The organism is Neobacillus sp. GCM10023253, from assembly GCF_042653105.1.
Classification (GTDB): domain Bacteria; phylum Bacillota; class Bacilli; order Bacillales; family Cytobacillaceae; genus Neobacillus; species Neobacillus citreus.
On the sequence record NZ_JBHSHV010000028.1, the window covers coordinates 396,040 to 414,213 of the forward strand.

An 18,174-nucleotide genomic window follows, 5' to 3' on the forward strand; every position below is an offset into this window, starting at 1 on the left:
TTTTGGTCTTCATAGACTTTATGAAGGCCATTTTCCGCCCTGGCTTGGGTCGTTTTGCTCTTCATTGACCTTATGATGGGGGATTAAAGATATTTCAACCCCGACTCAGCCGCTCTTTTTTGTCTTTATAAAACCGAGTAGGGTTTGTTATTCAGGTAGTCTCGAACGTTCCCATGCATCGCCCCTGCCCCTCCGAACAAAAAGAACCCTAGGCGCTTCAGCCCAGGGTTCTGCTAAGAAGTTAATGCGACCCGCCAAACAGTTTTCCGACTCCATAGATTTTTTCAAATATTACTATAAATATCACAGATATGAAGATAACGATACTTGATACGGAGGCGACCATTGGATCATAGGAATCCTGCATATGGAAGAACAATTCGAGTGGCAGGGTTCTCATATCGGTTGATACCATGAACAGCGAGACGGTGACGTTGTCAAACGAAATCAGGAAGGCAAACATCGCACCGGACAAAATCGCCGGCCGGATAATCGGCAGCGTGATTTTCCAAAATACCACGAACGGATTTGCGCCAAGCATAGCCCCCGCCCTCTCCAGCGTATAATCAAAGCCGCTCAGCCCCGTCAAGACGAAGCGTATCGCATAGGGCACACAAATGACAATATGGGCGATCAGGAAGCCCGTCGGCTTACCTGCCAGCAGCATCGGCGTGAAATAAATCAACAATGCTGCCCCCAGCACCAAATGCGGGATGGTTAAAGGCGATGTCAACAGCGAAACGATAAAGGTTTTACCCGGAACATCATACTTGGCTAATGCCAGACCTGCAATGGTACCGAGCAGGACCGAAAAGAACGCTGCCAAGAAAGCAAATTTCACACTATTGAAAAAGGCATCCATGTACTCAGGTCGGTCTAATATTTTTTCATACCATTGTAGGGAAAATCCTTTTGGCGGAAACGTTGGATAACCTGCTGTGGTAAACGATGCTCCAATGGTCACAATGAGAGGAATCAGTAGAAAAATCAAACCAATTATAGTAACAGTAATCCTAACACCCTTCATTATCGGAACACCTCCTTGAACTTCCTTTCAAAAATCCTTGAAAAAATCGTAACAGAGATTAACGTAACCCCAAGCAAGATATAAGAGATCGCCGAACCGAACGTCCACCGGAATAACGTATTGATTTGCTCATAAATCACGATCGGAAGAACCGGCACGTTCGCGCCTCCCATGAGCGCAGGCGTTACGTACGAGCTCATCGACATGCTGAAAACCAAGACAATCCCGGCCACAACCCCTGGCAAGCTCAGCGGCAGCGTCACCGTGAAAAAGGTTCTTAACGGACTTGCGCCAATAATACTACTTGCTTTTTCTAAAGATGGGTCAATATTATACAGGCTTGTAGCAATCGACAGAACCATGAACGGCAGGAACGAGTTGGCTAAGCCGATGACGACCCCTTCAACGGAAAATAAAAGCTTTAATGGAGAATCCGTAATCCCAATCCCCATCAAAAATTGGTCAATGACCCCATTCGGCACAAGCAGCAAGTACCAGCCGAAGTTTCTGACAACCACGCTGATCAATAAGGGCGATGCCACAAGCAATGTGAGGTAGCCCCTCACCCGCGCCGAGCTTTTCGCCATCGTCAATGCAATAGGGTAGCCAAGGATAAGCGCGATGATAACCGCATAGACGCTCACCTTAATCGTCATCCAAAGCGATCTTAAAAAATAGGGATCTGTAAAAAACGTCAGATAGTTGCCGATGCTGTAACTGGCATTGGAAACATCGAGCCCCTCCACTTCAATGAAGCTTAAATAAAACACATAAATCATTGGGACGACAAAGAATGCAAGGATAAATAAGAGCAGTGGTGCAAGGAGCAGCATGGCTGCCATGTATTTTCGAAAGACGTTTACTTTTCTTTTCGGTGCCAGTGGCAGGCCCGTGCTCATCTTTTGGTCAGGCGAATATCCGAGGTTTTCCATTCCACCAACACCTCCGTCCCTACCGACCAGGAATTCTCAATCGTCGGGCCGATAATTTGCACATGGTACTGCCCCTTAACGGATACCTCAATTTCCCATTGCGAACCGAGATAATTCATTTGCTTGATGATGGCCCTTTGCTGGACAAGTTCAGTGTCAGCCACGCCCAACCCTTGGTCAGCCGACTTTATCGAGATTAATTCGGGCCGAATATACAGATTGACGACATCGTGAGCATGGAATATTCGGTCTTTGCCGATAACATTATCTTTTTTCGTTTTGATGACCCAGCCTTCCTCAATTTCGACATCGGTATGGTCAGCGTCAGCCTCTACCACTAATCCTTCAAACCGATTCGACTTCCCGATAAACTGGAAGACAAATTCAGATTGGGGATTTTGGTAGATTTCAGTCGGGGTGCCGATTTGCTCAATCTTCCCTTGGTTCATGACAACGATTCGGTCTGACATGGAGAGCGCTTCATCCTGATCATGGGTTACAAAAATCGTGGTGACGCCAACTTCTTTTTGCAAACGCTTAATTTCCGCCCGAAGCTCGTGGCGCAGCTTGGCATCTAGGTTACTGAGCGGCTCATCCAACAGCAATAACTCCGGCTCCACAACCAACGCACGGGCAATCGCCACCCGTTGCCGCTGTCCGCCTGATAACTCCCGTGGATACCGCTTTTCTAAGCCTGTCAATTTTACCAATTCTAGTGCTCTTTTAATTCTGCTATCCATTTCATCCTTTTTTAACTTACGCAGCTTAAGACCAAACACAAGATTTTCGTGCACGGTCATGTGCGGAAACAAAGAATACGTTTGAAACACCATCCCAAGGTCCCGTTTATAGGGAGGGACGCCATTCATCTTTTTTCCTTTGATATATAGTTCTCCCTCGTCCGGATCGAGGAACCCGGCAATGGCATTTAGTGTCGTGGTTTTCCCGCAGCCGGAGGGGCCAAGCAAGGTAAGAAGCTCACCTTGCTTGATATCCAAGTCAATATTTTGCAAAACGACATTTGTTCCAAATCTTTTACTGACACCACGAATCGTCACATCACTAGTAGTCATCTTCAATCCCTCCTATGTTCGTTGATGCTAATTACTTCTTCACCTTTTTCCCAAGCTCAGGAGTAACTTCCTTCGTCCACTTTTCGGTCCATTCCGGCTGGATTTTTGCGATGCCGGCGAAATCAGGTTTATATACAGGGTCACTATCCTTAAAGCCGATAATAGAATCGTAGTTATCAGGTAGTTTTACATTTTTCACGACCGGATAGAAGGCGATTTCAGCAATCTTCTTCTGAGAATCCTCTGTTACCATGAAATTAATAAAATCTTCAGCAGCCTTTTTATTCTTAGAATTCTTTACAACCGTCGCGACGATTGCTTGCAATGGAGCCCCTTCTTTCGGGATCACCATTTTGACCGGAACACCGGCATCATGTAAGCCTGCGATCGTATAGCTGGCTTGTACCGTCACGGCCGCGCCCTGCTGCATAGCCGGTTGAATCTGTGTTGAGTTTTTATAGAACGTATCGGAATAGGCAGCTAATTCCTTCCCTTTATCCATTCCAGGCTGCATATTGTCAATGCCGCCGCCATTTGCTTTTGCCAAACTCAAAAACATCGTAAACCCTGAGTTGCTGGAGACATCAGGGAAAGCTGTCATCCCTTTATAATCAGAGCTGATTAGGTCATTCCAGGAACTGATTGCCTTCCATCCTTTTTCTTTAAAAATATCCGTGTTGTACCCGACTGCAACGGAGTAACCTAAGACTGGTACACTATTTTCATCAATTAAATAACGTTCATCGATACTGTCTAAATCTTTAATATTTTCCTTCGCAATGGCCTCAGTCAAGCCTTCTTCCTCAGCACGAACCGCTACAGGGGAATCATACATGGCGATATCGATTTGCGGGTTATCCTTTTGCAGCTGGACTTTTGTTAAAATTTCATTGGAAGATCCGGCTACAAAATTAATCGTAATGCCATACTTTTCTTTAAACTTTGGCGCCAAATCATCACGGATTAACTTTTCAATTTTTCCACCATTGGCTGCAATCGTAATTTCTTTCGTCTCTGTTTGAGGCTCTGCCTTCGAACCACTTTCTTTGCTTGTTTCTTTAGAAGAAGGGTTTGGAACACCACAGGCTGCCAGCATCATAACCATTAAAAGAACAAATACACTAAACATTCTTTTCATCATAATTTCCCCCTATATCAGTTCTATTTTATAAATTCATCACGTTTGCAATAGGCAGCGAACGCTTACAAAAGTCAGTTCCTTCAAAAAATTCCGACTTTTTTAAACGAGAACTTCCCCATTTTGTAAAATCACTTTTCCATCTGCTACTAACGTTGGTTTGGTCATGATGAGGTCATAATGACAGGCCGCTTTTACATTTCCCCCTAAGGTAATATTAGTACCAATTCCGATATGCACGGAACCGAATACCCCTTCATCTTCAAGCATCGAGCCAATAAATTTACAGTTAGGGTTGAGGCCCACGCCGATTTCTGCGATGTTATAAACATTCGGATCATTTTTTGAAGCCAAATTTTCAGCAAGCATGTCGGCCTGTTTACCGCCGGAAATGGAAACAATCATTCCATCTTCTACTTTTACTGTCACCGGTTCGTCAAGTAATCCAATCCCTATGTAAGGAATACTGGCATCAGCCACAATGACGCCGTGAGCGGATCCTTCGATTGGTGAGACATTCGCTTCAACCGTTGGCACTGGAGCAAATTCACCCGGCTTGACCATACATGGCATGGCGTTGGAGCGTCTTCCTGTCGCGGAAAGGGTAAGGTCTGTACCATGCGGAGTGGTAAGCCTGATTTCGTTGGCTCCTTCAAGGGCGTTGGCTACTGCCCGGCAAATCGGTTCAACTGCTTTAAAATCAGCATGAACTCCGCCTTCAATCAACATTTCATCATGAAACTGGGTCAGCATGATCCCTCTTGAACCTGCATCCACAGCATTGCGGACTGCGCTGGTGTGCGTAATCGAAGTATAGACCGCACTGATAAACACATCACTCGCCTCCATGGCAGCGGCGATTGGTGCCGGAGGCTCCTGCCCATCTGAGTTCCGCGGCGGCATCATGGCCATTGTCGGCTCTGCCCCTGCAGCGACAACGGCTGCGGAAATGCTCTTGGCAATATTCAGCATTTTTGGTTCTGTCACAATCAATACTTGTTCATTTGGTTGGACACCCGCGCACACCTCTACAATTGTTCGGGCTCCCTTGCTCATCAAAATCGTTTTCATCTGATTTTTCTCCCCTTTGTTCTGGTTGGATTGATAAAATTTTCCACTTTTCTATATTCTATAGAATTTGCATTTAAAAAAATATATTCTATAGAATCTATATTTAATAAAAAGTGAGAGGTTGTTACTTCTCACGATTTCCCCTTATTCTGGAGACTTGGTCCCCTTCTTTTTTGACAAGTTTTCTTGATTGATATATTCGAGTCCATTCTGAATATGAACTCTCATCGCTTGTTCCGCTTTGTCCGCATTTTTCTCTTTCAGAGCCTGGAAGATTTCTAAATGCTCGGCATTGATCTTTTCTCTTCGGCTTGAATTATAAGCAGAAATATTGCGGTCATGATAAATCACGTCACTGACTAAACCCAAGAGCATCTTTAATTTCGCATTTCGTGCATACTCGATGATGACCGAGTGGATTTCGGAATTTAACCGGACAATTTCGGTTTCATTTTCTGCCTCGAAGGATTGTTCGAGCAATACCCGGATCCTTTCAATCCCCTCTTCATCGATATTCTCGACTGCCAGCCTAATCGCAAGTGTCTCCAATGCTTCCCGGCATTGATACGCTTCCTTTACTTCCTCATCCGAAAAACTTTGGATGACAACCCCTTTCCAAGGGACAATTTTCACAAGACCCTCTGCGGCCAAGCGGCGAAAGGCTTCACGGACTGGCGTTGGACTTACCTTCATTTGTTTCGCCACTTCCGTTTCGGTTAATCGGTTGCCCGCCTGTAAATCTCCTTTAATGATTGCGGCCTTTAAATTTTCATAGATCCTAACATTTAATGGCTGCCTTTCCACCGATTCTACTTTCGAAAGATCCAAGTAACCCTGGCTCAACTGCTTCACCTCTCTGTATGTATCCGTTTTCAGATAATTCTTAAATACATTATTATTTTTGGGACTATACTTTGTCAATACAATATTCTATAGAATATTGAATATTTTTTATTTTTACTATTTTATAAAAATAACAATAATAACCACTATATTATTTTACAATAAAAACCGTCTCTAAAATAAGACGGTTTAATATTTTTGAATCACTTTGAAATTTGAAATGTATCCTCTTTTATCCTTCAAAGAGCGTTGTGATAGACCAGCCGCCAGCCAAAACGAAAAATTTTTTCTTGGCATTTTTTAGCCTAACGGATCTTCTCCGAAACGCTCCCATAATTGCGGGAACATCTCCATTAAATCATCCTCATCTTCCCAATCAAATTCAATGTCACTGTTGTGGTCTAGTCCTCTTTCGGTCAGCAAGTCCAACATTTCGTCATACAAATCCCCGTCCCAGTCCTCAAGATCCCCGTCCTTTTTCAAGGTGTAGGCATCAAATCCAATATTCAGAAAATCCTCATTTTCAGGAACGCCTTCTTCTCCCAAATTTTCATCGGAGATATAATCAGCCAAGAACTCGGGATTCTTTAGTGTTTGCTCATACACTTCACGCCTCTGCGAAATAAGCCAGCCACGAAAATAATCGAAGGAATCGTCTGAGCACCCCCCCATGATGAGATAGGCCGCTCCCCAAAGACGTGATTGATAGCTTTCATTCATGTAGCTTCGGAAAATAAACTCATAATCCAGTATTTCGCTCTCTTCTTTATTGCTTAATGCCTCTGTCAGCCATTGTACCTGCTCTTCTTCATACGTCTTTGATTGCTCTATTAAATTCCAAAATTGTATTTTATCCATTTAAATCCCTCCAAAATAAACAGCCTTGCAACAGTTGTATTCTCGGTGGAGGCAATGAAATCCTGCTCGTTTTTACTCCTTCTCAAGGACAATTCCGACTGATTTTTTGCTAGTTTTGTCTCTAAGACCGTTTCTAAAGGACAGAAGCGAGATTCATAGAAAAAAGGATGGACTTTTTCAAAAAATCGGAAGAATAATGGTATTATTACGTATGTAATTTGACACATAAAATAAAGCAGCAGCAGATTTTTTCAAATAGGGTCCCTTGTGAAAGGATTTATTTTGTTTTTATAGCGGCATTATTAATAGCTCTTTTTGTTTTAAAGCTCGGAATTAACCGTGATAATTCGTTCTTCTGCATCATTCTTCGGTGCCCGTGTTAGCAGTGAAATAACTTATTTCACTCACGCGCTTTTTTTAAAAGTGTGTTTTTTAAAAGATGGCTTTATTTCAGCAATTAAAATGGCCATCATAATGAGCATAGCCCCCATAATCATCCGACCGGTCAATACTTCATGTAAAAATAAAACAGACAACACCATTCCGAAAAATGATTCTGTTGATAAAATAATGGATGCCTTTGTAGCGGTTGTAAATTGAAGTGCCCTATTTTGAGTAAGATAGGCAATCGTTGTTGAAAACACCGCTAAGTACAAAATCGAATACATTCCTTCTCCCTCAATCGTCGTCGGTATATCACCTTGGATGAACACCGAGACTACACTTAACAAAGATGCTGTGATGAATTGGACTATCGTCAGTGAAATGCTATCTTCCTTTTGGACAAAAAGATTGGTGTAAAAAATATTCAAAGCAAAGGCTACTGCACACCCAAGGGATAAAGCGTCGCCTATATTGATTATCATAGAGCTTTGCATGGATAAAAGGCCAATGCCTACTATAGCTATGATTGAACCGTACATTTCAAATCGATCAATTCTTCGCTTATAAATGAGGTAAGCAATGATCGGCACAATGACAACATTGACGGCAGTCAAAAATGCATTTTTAGATGGTGTTGTATATTGCAAACCAACCGTTTGTAAAGCAAATCCCAGATATAAAAAGGTTCCTAGAATAGCACCTTTTCTCACGACAGCTTTTGTAAATTTTTTAAATTTGTAGCCAAATAGCACTGTAAGTAAAATTGTAGCTATAACAAATCTACCTGCCATCACCTGATAAGCGGTAAAATATTTTAGTGCAATATCGGTTACAACAAAGCCGCTGCCCCAAATAATGGCTGTAACGAGCAGCATTCCATCACCTATATATTGTTTCATTTCTTCCCCTCCTTGACTACAACCAAGGATATCACAAAAAGAAACACAATAACTTGATTGCAATTCCAAACTTTCCAGCTTATTTTTGGATGGATTCCAAGCTGTTTTCGTTTGCTAAATCAGAAAAAAGCTGTCAAATCGACAGCTCCGACCTTAAACTCTTTTTCCACCGTTCATCAAAAACCAGCAGATCACCAGTTAGGTTAATTTTATCCTGTAAAACTGGCCGTTAGGTTTAGAGTACCCCTTCTATTTTTGATTTTATTTGTTCTATATAATGGAGTCCTCGCAGAGAATCTACTTTTTTTCCATCTTTAAATATTACTAGAGTAGGGATTCCTTGAACTTCATATTTCGCTGCCAGGTCTGATTCTTTATCAGTGTCAACCTTTGCAATCGAAATGTTGTCTCCCCACTCCAATGATAACTCCTCTAGAATGGGCTCCTGGATACGGCATGGCGGACACCATTTAGCACCAAACTCAACCAGTGTAATCCCTTTTTCAATTTCTTTATTAAAATTATAAAAATCTAATTCTTTAATCATCTGTAAAACCTCCCTTTAATTTCCACCATCAATCCGGGTACGTTCTTCCTTTATTGAGGTTATCCGTTCAATTAAATTAGAGCGAATCATTGTAAGTAGCTGAATTTGATTATCCAGTTCCTGCAGCTTTTCTTCGTAGATTGGGAGAATTTCATTACAGAAAGCTTCTTTATTCTTCAAGACACAATTCAAAAAACCTGAGATTTGATCAATCGTGAGTCCTAAATTTAAATAAAACTTAATGGTGTTCACTTGTTCCACTGCAAAATCATGATATTCACGATATCCGTTTGGCAAGCGCATAGGGCTTAGAATTCCTTGTTCTTCGTAGTACCGTAATGAACGAACACTCACCCCGGTTAGCCTGGATAACTCACTAATTTTCATTGGGGAACCCCCCTTCTTAATGATGTTATGGTTATTATAAACCCTTACATTAATGTTAAGGTCAATGCTTTTTTTGGAAAAAACATAAAGATTTTTAAGGAAAGCACCCGTTAATGGAGTGATATTATGATCTTGCGTAGAACTACCCCTTGCCTCCAAATAAACTTCATTTAATCTATACACTAAGTTTACAAGACATTAATTTTCAGATGTTATGATTGGTTTACCAACGAATGAGGGGGCAGAATAAATGAATGTGCGTGCGATATTTATCGATATGGATGGTACACTGCTAAAAGCCTCAAACAACATTTCCCAACGAAATATGGAGGCCATATATAGGCTCATTAATCAGGGAGTCAAGGTGTTTCTAGCTACTGGCCGGCACTATGAAGTAACTGCTCCCTACCATAAAGAAATTGGATTACGAACTCCGATGATCTGTTTGAATGGTGCTGCTATTCACGATGGAGACACTGGAAAAGCTATACAAATGCAAACCGTTCGAGTGGATGAAGCACGATTTCATCAACTGACCGCTGAAAATCCTTTTAATGTTATTGTTCATGCAGCAAATGGGCTTTATTGTAAGGAAACAAATGAAGAAATCGATTATTGGACAAAAGTTGGGCAAATTCCGCCACGGTATATTGGGGATTTAAGACAGGCAAATTATCAGGATGTACTGAAATATAGTGTTCTAACAGGTGCACCAAGCCCGAAATTTTCTGCTTTGTTTAAAAAGGAAGCAGAAGTCATCAATTGGAATAATGGATTTGAACTGCTTGCTCCTAATGTTTCTAAATGGTCTGCCATAAAAAGCTTACTTCGGGCTTATCGAATTAGTCCAAAAGAAGCTGTAGCCATTGGAGACGGCCCCAATGATATAGAGATGCTTCGTCATATCGGTACTGGTGTGGCAATGGGGAATGCAAGCGAAGAGGTAAAAGCAGCAGCTGACTTCGTGACTGGACACCACGAAAAAGATGGATTAGCAGAATTTATAGAACGTTATCTTCATAAAGCATACGTGGTTTGATGCATGGGTGGTTCTGGCTTGATGCATGGGGACGGTTCTCTTGTCTCATTTCGGCCTTGGCTCAGGGTTCCGTACAGTGCATGATTATGTATAGTTCAGTTCTAAAAAAGCGCCCGAAATGATGCATAAGAACCGTCCCCATGCCTCATCCATTAGTGAATGTCCTTTTTCTTAAAGCGGCCGCCGTGAACTGCGGATACGTCTGTTGCGATGATAAAGGCTTGGGGGTCTAATTCTCTGATGATGTCTTTCATTTTTGTTTCCTCCAGCCTTGTAAAGACACTTAAAATAACCCGTTTATCTTCACCGCTATAGGAACCCTCTCCGTGCAGAAAGGTCACTCCCCGGCCTAATCGCTCGGAGATGGCATCCGCTATCTCCGTGGTGTTATCACTTATGATATACACCGATTTCATATCATCCATACCTTTTACCACAACGTCAATGGTTTTGAAGGCAATATAATAGGTAAGCATCGAAAATAAAGCATTTTCTACAGAGTAGATGAAGGCTGCAACTGAGAAGATGATCACATTCACAAACATGATGATTTCACCTACAGAAAACGGGACCCTCTTCTCAACCAGAATGGCCAACGTTTCTGTACCATCTAACACTCCACCATTTCTGATGGTTAAACCTACTCCTAAGCCTAATATTAATCCTCCGAAAACAACAGCCAGCAATTCATTATTTACGATCGGTTTTACATGATGCAGGAAAGAAGTCGCCACAGATAGAGCTATAATTCCATATAACATGCTAATCGCAAAGGTTTTCCCAATTTGTTTATAGCCTAAGAAAAAGAACGGCAGATTTAGAATAACCAAGAAAATACTAAGGTTAAATGCTGTCACATGGCTCAATATCATGGATAAGCCCGTTACTCCGCCGTCAATCATATTGTTTGGAATTAACACAGCCTCTAACCCATAAGCCATAATGATGGCACCAACCGTAATAAATAATCCCCTTTTAACAATATTTCTTGCCGTTAACCTTTTATGATTCGCTTTCTTTTTTTCTGCATATGTACTCATACAATTCCCCCTCTATTTTTGATGCATGGATGATGCACGGGGACGGTTCTCCTGCCTCATCCATAAAGCGCAATAAAACTCCCTTAACTGCTAGGCCTCTGGACAAACACATGCCTTTCTTCAAAATAAAATGGAGAAAGGACGGTGATTCGAAATGGCAAACTCACTCAATATAAGTCAATTTAAGGTACAAGCACTTTCCAACAATGCAAACGTAAATTTTAGCGGAACCACTCAAAACAGCCATACTTCTAATAATATCATAATCGGCGGCAATTTTAGTTTTGGCGATGGCTCTTCCAACTCATTCACAAATATTAATTATGGCAATATAACCGTTCCAAATGAAAAAACAGGCCAAGATTCTTAGGCAAACGAACATCGTATTTTTTATTTAGGATTTGTATTAAACAATGTTTGATGCATGGGGGCACATATTTCTGAAAACATCTAAATTGATGCATGAGAACCGTCCCCTTGCCTCATCCCAAAACTAAAAAGGCTTTACTCCTTATTTGAAGTAAAGCCTGTTTATTATTCCTTTGTAGTCCGAGAAACTGATGCATGAGAACCGTCCCTATGCCCCTTTTTATACCCTATATAAAGAATCAGAAACCAAATTGGCGCTACGTATAAGGCTATTCGCATTTCTGGGATAAATGCCATTAAGATGATGACAAGTGCTAGAAAAGTTAGGGCTAAGTAGGTTGAAAATGGATATAACGGAATTTTAAATGCTAGTTTTTCTATTTCTTTTTCTGTTTTTGATTGCCTGAACTTTAATTGTGCAATCAGGATAATCGTCCAGCTAGTGATAACCGCAACTGTGGCAACAGAAGAAATATACAAGAACACTTTTTCCGGAACAATATAATTCAAAACGACAGCCACTAATAAAATGAATGACGAGAAAAGGACTCCGCGTCTCGGACTGCCACTCTTACTAAGCTTTCCGAAATATTGCGGACCGTTATTTTGCAATGATAAGTTATATAGCATCCTTCCCGAACTGAATAACCCACTATTAAAAGCGGATAATGCTGCTGTTATGACGACAAAGTTAATGATATGGGCTGCACCAGGAATTCCCACTTTGTCAAAAATTAATACAAATGGGCTTCCAGTCGTGCCTATCTTATTCCAAGGATATAAAATCATCATGATACCTAATGCACCAATATAAAAAATTAATATCCTCCAGACAACATTGTTAATGGCAGATGGAATCGACTTTTCAGGATTTTTTGCCTCCCCTGCTGTAATTCCAACCAATTCTACTCCGCCAAATGAAAACATGACAAGAACCAACGACATTAAAATACCTTTGATTCCGTTTGGCACAAATCCTCCATGAGACCAAAGGTTTTCAAAAGCGATCGGCTGGCCTCCATTTCCGAAGCCAAAAAGGATAATTCCTAATCCAAGAATAATCATTCCAATAATGGCAACCACTTTAACCAGTGCAAACCAAAACTCAAACTCTCCAAATGCTTTTACATTGGCAAGATTGATCAGTGTAATCACGACAAGTACAGCAAGTGCTGTCAGCCATTGCGGAATATCTGGAAACCAGTAATTCACATAAACACCAACCACCGTGATCTCAGCCATTCCAACGACAACCCACATAAACCAATAGGTCCACCCGGTGAAGTAACCGGCAAACGGCCCTAAATATCGATGGGCGTATGAACTAAATGAACCTGAAACCGGTTCATCCACAGCCATTTCTCCCAGCGCTCGCATAATGGTGAAAATAACCAGGCCTCCGACTAAATATGACAACAGAACAGACGGACCAGCCATTTGAATCGTGGCACTTGAGCCATAAAATAGCCCAACCCCAATCGCACCTCCAAGTGCTATTAACTGGATGTGCCTATTATCTAAACCTCGCTGCAACTTCTCACTTTGATGATTTTTCCCCATCCCTTACTCCTCCTAGCTTTATGCCTCTACTAATTTGATTCCCAATCATTTCTACTACCTTATTTAAGAGATTATAATTATTTAAGAATTTTCAAGCAATGAAGCAAATTAACGCTTTACTGTATTAAATGATGCAGAGGGACGGTTCTTTTGCCTCATCGACCGGTGACAGCTAAAAACCCGTGTTCAAACATAGTACCGTATATATTTCTGAAAAAACAAGAATTGAGGCATGAGAACCGTCCCCATGCCTCAAAAAAATAGAGGCTGCTCAAGTTGAGTCAGCCTCTTTGGTGATTTTCTATTTTATCGTAATGTTTTTAATGCTCCGCTCCATGCATTAACTTCATCAAGCATGGCGTTTACATTGTTGAGATGTAATTCTTGTGGTTTAAATTCGGTTCCATTTACGAAATCGGTAAATAGGCTCAAGGTTGGATGTGTGCGGACATCCGCTACTTTTTGTTCGGCAAGAATTCCACGTAAATGTTCAGCAGCGCGAGCTCCGCCAGTCGAGCCATAGCTGACAATACCAGCAGCTTTGTTATACCAAGCTTCACGAGCAAAATCGATGGCATTTTTTAACGCACCCGTAATACTGTGGTTGTATTCTTGAACGATGAATACAAATCCATCAAGGCTTGCCAATTTCTCATTCCAAGCAGCAATGCCTGGTTCAGAACCATCAGTAGTTCCTAAAAAAGGCAGATTAAAGTCGGCAATATCGACGATTTCATAGTTGGCATCGCCGCGTTTATCAGCAATCCCCTTTACCCATTCTCCAACCTGCGGGCTTACACGACCTTGGCGTGTGCTGCCTAAGATAATTCCAATGTTTAATTTTTCAGTTGTCACGGATACTTCCTCCTTCGTTTGTTTCCCAAATAGTTTGTCTATAAAACCCATTTTCATTACACCCCTATAAATTATTATTTACTTGTTTCTCTCCGCACGATTGGCGCTACTTCTGTCGCCAACAATTCAATTCCTTCAGCTATTTTCTTAAATGGAATACCGCCTATATCTATCTGTGCCATAAACCGCTGGTGCCCAAAAAGTTCGTGTTGTCGAAGGATTTTCTCCGCAATCTGTTGTGGGCTTCCCACAAACAAGGCGGTATCCGGACCTGTCATAGATTCAAAATCTGATTTTGATATTTTTCCACTTGTCATCCCGCGCTGGCGGTTTACATTTGACCAGTAATTTGAATAATAAGGGTAAAATTCATCCTTGGCCTGCTGGGTTGTTTTTGAAATATACCCGTGACCCGTAACGCCTACCTTTAATTTTTCCAACTCATGCCCCGCAGCAATGCCCGCATTACGGTACAGTTCTACCAGTGGCTTGAATCGAACTGGGTCGCCGCCGAGTATTGCCAAAGCCATCCCAACACCTAGCCTGCCTGCACGGGCCGCACTTTCCTGCGTTCCCCCTACACCAATCCAAACGGGTATCTGGTTTTGGAAAGGCCGCGGAGCAATTTCAGCATTTTTTAAAGAGGAACGAAAGTGGCCATCCCAGGTAATCCTCTCGTTTTCGTTAAGCTTTAAAAATAAATCGATATTCTCCGAGAACAAGGCGTCATAATCATTTATTTCATACCCGAATAGAGGGAAGGATTCTATGAATGCCCCGCGTCCTGCCATGATTTCTGCCCTTCCTTCTGAAAGCAAATCCAGCGTAGCGAAATCTTCAAACAGACGAACAGGATCAACCGTGCTTAATACGGTCGTGGTACTTGTCAATTTAATTCGTTTAGTTTTTTGCGTAATTGCCGCTAAAACAACTGGAACGGCAGACGTGGCATAGTCTAAGCGGTGATGTTCACCCACTCCAAACACATCAAGTCCAGCTTCGTCGGCGAGTGTAGCGGCAGCCATTATTTCCTTTATTCTTTGCCCTGCACTGACCGTTTGACCAGTATTAGGATCTACACATATATCCCCAAGTGTATAGAGGCCAATTTCTATTCCAGTATTTCTTTCCTGTCCCATAACAGCTTATTCCTCCAGTTATGATGAATAATTTTTCATACTTTCAGGATGATGCGGTTACCTGAAGGATCAGAAGTAATGAACGAACCATTTTCTTCAGTAACGGTTGCTCCAATACTCTTCAGTTGATTTATTATATTATTTCTCTTTTCCTCATTTGCCAGCATGAGTGTAAATGTTTCAAGCCCAACACTATTAGGAGAAGGTGCAGGCGCGCCTACGCCATTCCAAGTATTTAAACCAATATGGTGATGGTATTTGCCATCGGAAATGAAAAGTGCCTGACTTCCAAATCGGTTTACCACTTCAAATCCAAGACCTTTTATATAAAACTCTTCTGTCTTTTTTAATTCGGAAACATGTAAATGGATATGCCCCATCACAGTGCCCGCCGGCAGCCCTTCCCATGCAGGCTGTTTCCCGCCAGAAAGCAGGTCGGAGAAATTCAACGGGTCAACCGCCATTGCCACCTCTCCCTTGTTCCAATTCCAAACGGAAGGGTCACGGTCGATATAAATTTCAATTCCATTTCCATCAGGGTCAGATAAATAAAGCGCTTCGCTCACAAGATGATCGGATGAACCGAACCGCAAGCCGATTTCTGCAAAATGCTGCACGATTCTTGCTAAATCAGAACGTTTTGGAAGTAGCAGGGCATAGTGATACAATCCGGTTGTTTTTCCCTGCTTAGGTACCACGTTCGTTGGTTGTTCGATGGATAATAAAACGGTCTTTCCATCAGCAGTAAGGCTAGCGGACCTTTCAGATTGTTCCAATACCTTAAAACCAATCACCTGTTGATAAAAAGCTAATGAACGTTGTAAATTTTCTACCTTTAGGTTCACTTGGCCTACAAATGTAATAGGTTCACGATGAAAGTTCATTTTTGTTACCTCCTTTTAGGCTTTCTCAGAGCGAAACAGGACGTTATCCAATGCTAGAACAGATTTGTTTGCTACAGCAAGATAGATAGAAATTGCCATTAAAGCTAAGTCAAGCTCGTAGCCTGCCATTTGGCCATTGCCAAGAAATCCGACTGCAATTTTTACTTTTACAATGGCAACAGCCAAAACAATTGCAAAGAGAATCGAAATTACTCTTGTTCCTATTCCTAAAATAACCGCGATGCCACCAATTAATTCGATTAGAGCAACCACATACGCTGTAAAACCCGGAATACCTATACTTTCAAAAAAGCCGACCGTATTTTCAATGCCGCCTTGAAATTTTGCAATCCCATGTATTAAGAAGGTTGCCCCCAAAAATACTCGTAAGATAGTTGTTACCACTTCATTTTTTATTGCCATTTACTATGCACTCCTTTGATTTTGTTTTTGTTTAAAAAAACAATTTGTTAGTTAGTTACTTTATGTAAGTAAGTATATTGTGATAAGTTAGTAGTGTCAAGTATGTAAATTGTAAAAAATAATTTAATTATTTATAAATATGTTTATAATAATTAATAAGGAGTTGATTCAATTGGATAAATCGATTTGTCCTCGCTTTGAAAAAGCCATGGGGTTTTTGAGCCAAAGATGGACTGGTATGATTATTTACCAACTTTTATCTGGTCCGCAGCGGTTTTGCACGATTGAATCTTCAATTGGTGTAAGCGGCAGAGTGCTCTCAGAAAGGTTAAAGGATTTGGAAAATGAGGGAATCGTAAAACGGGAAGTCTTCCCGGAAACTCCAGTCCGAATCGAATATTCATTAACCGACAAAGGCCTGGCACTAAAACCGCTCATGAACAGCATAGAAGACTGGTCACAGAACTGGTTGTGATGCATGGGGACGGTTCTTTTGCCTCATAACTTTTCCGAATATCAGAGTTGAAACCAATTAAAAAGGGCTGACTTCCATTACTTAGTTGTAATGGGAGTCTGCCCCTTTGTGTTTTTTCTAATTAATACTTACTTTCCATCAACTTAATCCGCTCGTAAAGCTCTTTGTTGACCGGCGTTGGAATGCCAAATTTCTTCCCTAGTTCTAAAACCGTGCCTGAGAATAAATCCACTTCACTGAATCGTTTTGCTTCGACATCTTGTGCCATTGACGGCTTTCCTTCAGGACTCAAGGTGCCCAGCACGGTTAACCAATAGTCTAAATCTGCCTCCGTTAAATGGACTCCTTCTTTCTCAGACAACGCAATGACCTCACGCATAGCAGCAATCATCGTATCTCTTGCTTGTCCTTCCCGCTGTATTTCACCATAGTCGCTCCTGTAAACAGCAACCGTTTGATTCACACCAACGTTAAGCATAAATTTGCCCCATAATCTCTTCTTCATATCTGTGTCTACCTGATAAGGAAGTTCCATTTTTTCAAAAAATGCCGCCACACTCTTGACCTTATCTGAAATTACTCCAAATTCCCGGTCCCCAAAACAGATCATTCCCTTATTGGCATACGTTAGCTCATTGCCAACCTTAACGGCGTCCATACCTTGGGCGACACTATATAGGATTTTATCCATCCCAAACGCTTTGCCAATAACAGCCTCACTGCTGATGCCATTTAGCAGTGATAAAATGATTGTGTTTTCTCCAACATGACTTCTTGCAGCTTGTATTGACGCCTTCAACCCCTCATATTTCACCGCGAAAATCAATAGATCAGCTGGTTCGCATTTTTCCTCTTGTGTTACATAATGGAATTCACAGCGTTCACCATTGCAATATACCCCGTCAGTTTGATACCTCACAATTCGATCCTGATCGGCAATTATCCTTAAATCATTCTTTGACATTTTCTTGGTCAAATGATGGCCAAACAAAATCCCTAAAGCCCCTAATCCAATAATTGATACCTTTTTTATTTCCATAACAACCTGAATTCCTTTCTTGTGATGCATGGGGACGGTTCTGCTGCCTCATTCCGCGGTCGTGCCTAAAGGCCGAATTCGGTTACATGGAGCAACATATTTGCGAAAATTGATGCACAAACATACTAAGATTAGTAGCACAAACCAAGGCCATGGTTTGTGCTACTATTTTTTTATAGTAGAAGTGAAGAA

Annotated in this window: 20 protein-coding genes; 3 read left to right on the forward strand and 17 right to left on the reverse strand. The window is 41.5% G+C overall.

Features of this window, described 5'->3' with window-relative positions:
• Positions 1–241: 241 nt before the first annotated feature.
• From ACFPA1_RS27195 to ACFPA1_RS27240, 10 genes are all read right to left on the reverse strand, one after another.
• The gene (locus ACFPA1_RS27195; protein WP_378587802.1) at positions 242–1,027 is read right to left on the reverse strand and encodes an ABC transporter permease; all 786 of its coding nucleotides are present in this window, start codon (positions 1,025–1,027) and stop codon (positions 242–244) included.
• Positions 1,027–1,959, reverse strand: a complete 933-nt coding sequence (locus tag ACFPA1_RS27200; protein WP_378587805.1) for an ABC transporter permease — start codon at positions 1,957–1,959, stop codon at positions 1,027–1,029. Before ACFPA1_RS27200 ends, ACFPA1_RS27195 begins: the two co-directional genes overlap by 1 nt.
• Entirely contained in the window at positions 1,923–3,032 is a 1,110-nt protein-coding gene (locus ACFPA1_RS27205; protein WP_378587808.1) for an ABC transporter ATP-binding protein, read from the reverse strand. Before ACFPA1_RS27205 ends, ACFPA1_RS27200 begins: the two co-directional genes overlap by 37 nt.
• A gap of 31 nt (positions 3,033–3,063) precedes the next feature.
• Entirely contained in the window at positions 3,064–4,173 is a 1,110-nt protein-coding gene (locus tag ACFPA1_RS27210) for an extracellular solute-binding protein (protein WP_378587812.1), read from the reverse strand.
• Between the two features lie 99 nt (positions 4,174–4,272).
• Entirely contained in the window at positions 4,273–5,241 is a 969-nt protein-coding gene (locus tag ACFPA1_RS27215; RefSeq protein ID WP_213146283.1) for an aminopeptidase, read from the reverse strand.
• 144 nt (positions 5,242–5,385) lie between these two features.
• Positions 5,386–6,084, reverse strand: a complete 699-nt coding sequence (locus tag ACFPA1_RS27220; RefSeq protein ID WP_241113719.1) for a GntR family transcriptional regulator — start codon at positions 6,082–6,084, stop codon at positions 5,386–5,388.
• Positions 6,085–6,384: 300 nt separating this feature from the next.
• Entirely contained in the window at positions 6,385–6,942 is a 558-nt protein-coding gene (locus ACFPA1_RS27225) for a DUF4240 domain-containing protein (protein ID WP_378587816.1), read from the reverse strand.
• 404 nt (positions 6,943–7,346) lie between these two features.
• On the reverse strand, positions 7,347–8,225 hold the full coding sequence (locus tag ACFPA1_RS27230) for a DMT family transporter (RefSeq protein WP_378587819.1): 879 nt from the start codon (positions 8,223–8,225) through the stop codon (positions 7,347–7,349).
• A gap of 235 nt (positions 8,226–8,460) precedes the next feature.
• Complete coding sequence (locus ACFPA1_RS27235; RefSeq protein WP_378587822.1) at positions 8,461–8,772, reverse strand: thioredoxin family protein; 312 nt, start codon at positions 8,770–8,772, stop codon at positions 8,461–8,463.
• A 15-nt stretch (positions 8,773–8,787) separates the two neighbouring features.
• Complete coding sequence (locus ACFPA1_RS27240; protein WP_378587825.1) at positions 8,788–9,159, reverse strand: MerR family transcriptional regulator; 372 nt, start codon at positions 9,157–9,159, stop codon at positions 8,788–8,790.
• 250 nt (positions 9,160–9,409) lie between these two features.
• On the opposite strand from ACFPA1_RS27240, the gene ACFPA1_RS27245 reads away from it, so the two are divergent.
• Positions 9,410–10,198 carry an HAD family hydrolase gene (locus ACFPA1_RS27245; RefSeq protein ID WP_378587828.1) on the forward strand — a complete coding sequence of 263 codons (789 nt, stop codon included), beginning with the start codon at positions 9,410–9,412 and terminating at the stop codon, positions 10,196–10,198.
• Positions 10,199–10,350: 152 nt separating this feature from the next.
• On the opposite strand, the gene ACFPA1_RS27250 is transcribed toward ACFPA1_RS27245, so the two are convergent.
• The gene (locus tag ACFPA1_RS27250) at positions 10,351–11,238 is read right to left on the reverse strand and encodes a YitT family protein (protein ID WP_378587831.1); all 888 of its coding nucleotides are present in this window, start codon (positions 11,236–11,238) and stop codon (positions 10,351–10,353) included.
• 154 nt (positions 11,239–11,392) lie between these two features.
• Between ACFPA1_RS27250 and ACFPA1_RS27255 the strand changes: the two genes are divergently transcribed.
• Positions 11,393–11,608: a spore germination protein gene (locus ACFPA1_RS27255; RefSeq protein WP_378587833.1), complete on the forward strand. Its 216-nt coding sequence runs from the start codon at positions 11,393–11,395 to the stop codon at positions 11,606–11,608.
• Between the two features lie 164 nt (positions 11,609–11,772).
• Here ACFPA1_RS27255 and ACFPA1_RS27260 read toward each other — a convergent pair whose 3' ends face one another.
• From ACFPA1_RS27260 to ACFPA1_RS27280, 5 genes are all read right to left on the reverse strand, one after another.
• A complete protein-coding gene (locus ACFPA1_RS27260; protein WP_378587836.1) occupies positions 11,773–13,167 on the reverse strand; it encodes an amino acid permease in 1,395 nt (464 codons plus the stop codon).
• 306 nt (positions 13,168–13,473) lie between these two features.
• Positions 13,474–14,073 carry an NADPH-dependent FMN reductase gene (locus ACFPA1_RS27265; RefSeq protein ID WP_378587839.1) on the reverse strand — a complete coding sequence of 200 codons (600 nt, stop codon included), beginning with the start codon at positions 14,071–14,073 and terminating at the stop codon, positions 13,474–13,476.
• 23 nt (positions 14,074–14,096) lie between these two features.
• A complete protein-coding gene (locus tag ACFPA1_RS27270) occupies positions 14,097–15,161 on the reverse strand; it encodes an LLM class flavin-dependent oxidoreductase (protein ID WP_378587842.1) in 1,065 nt (354 codons plus the stop codon).
• Between the two features lie 35 nt (positions 15,162–15,196).
• On the reverse strand, positions 15,197–16,045 hold the full coding sequence (locus ACFPA1_RS27275; protein WP_378587845.1) for a VOC family protein: 849 nt from the start codon (positions 16,043–16,045) through the stop codon (positions 15,197–15,199).
• 15 nt (positions 16,046–16,060) lie between these two features.
• Entirely contained in the window at positions 16,061–16,468 is a 408-nt protein-coding gene (locus ACFPA1_RS27280) for a DoxX family protein (protein ID WP_378587848.1), read from the reverse strand.
• Between the two features lie 172 nt (positions 16,469–16,640).
• Here ACFPA1_RS27280 and ACFPA1_RS27285 point away from each other — a divergent pair, with 172 nt between their 5' ends.
• A complete protein-coding gene (locus ACFPA1_RS27285) occupies positions 16,641–16,943 on the forward strand; it encodes a winged helix-turn-helix transcriptional regulator (RefSeq protein ID WP_284037179.1) in 303 nt (100 codons plus the stop codon).
• A gap of 121 nt (positions 16,944–17,064) precedes the next feature.
• On the opposite strand, the gene ACFPA1_RS27290 is transcribed toward ACFPA1_RS27285, so the two are convergent.
• Positions 17,065–17,982: a ketopantoate reductase family protein gene (locus ACFPA1_RS27290; protein ID WP_378587891.1), complete on the reverse strand. Its 918-nt coding sequence runs from the start codon at positions 17,980–17,982 to the stop codon at positions 17,065–17,067.
• Positions 17,983–18,174 lie beyond the last annotated feature (192 nt).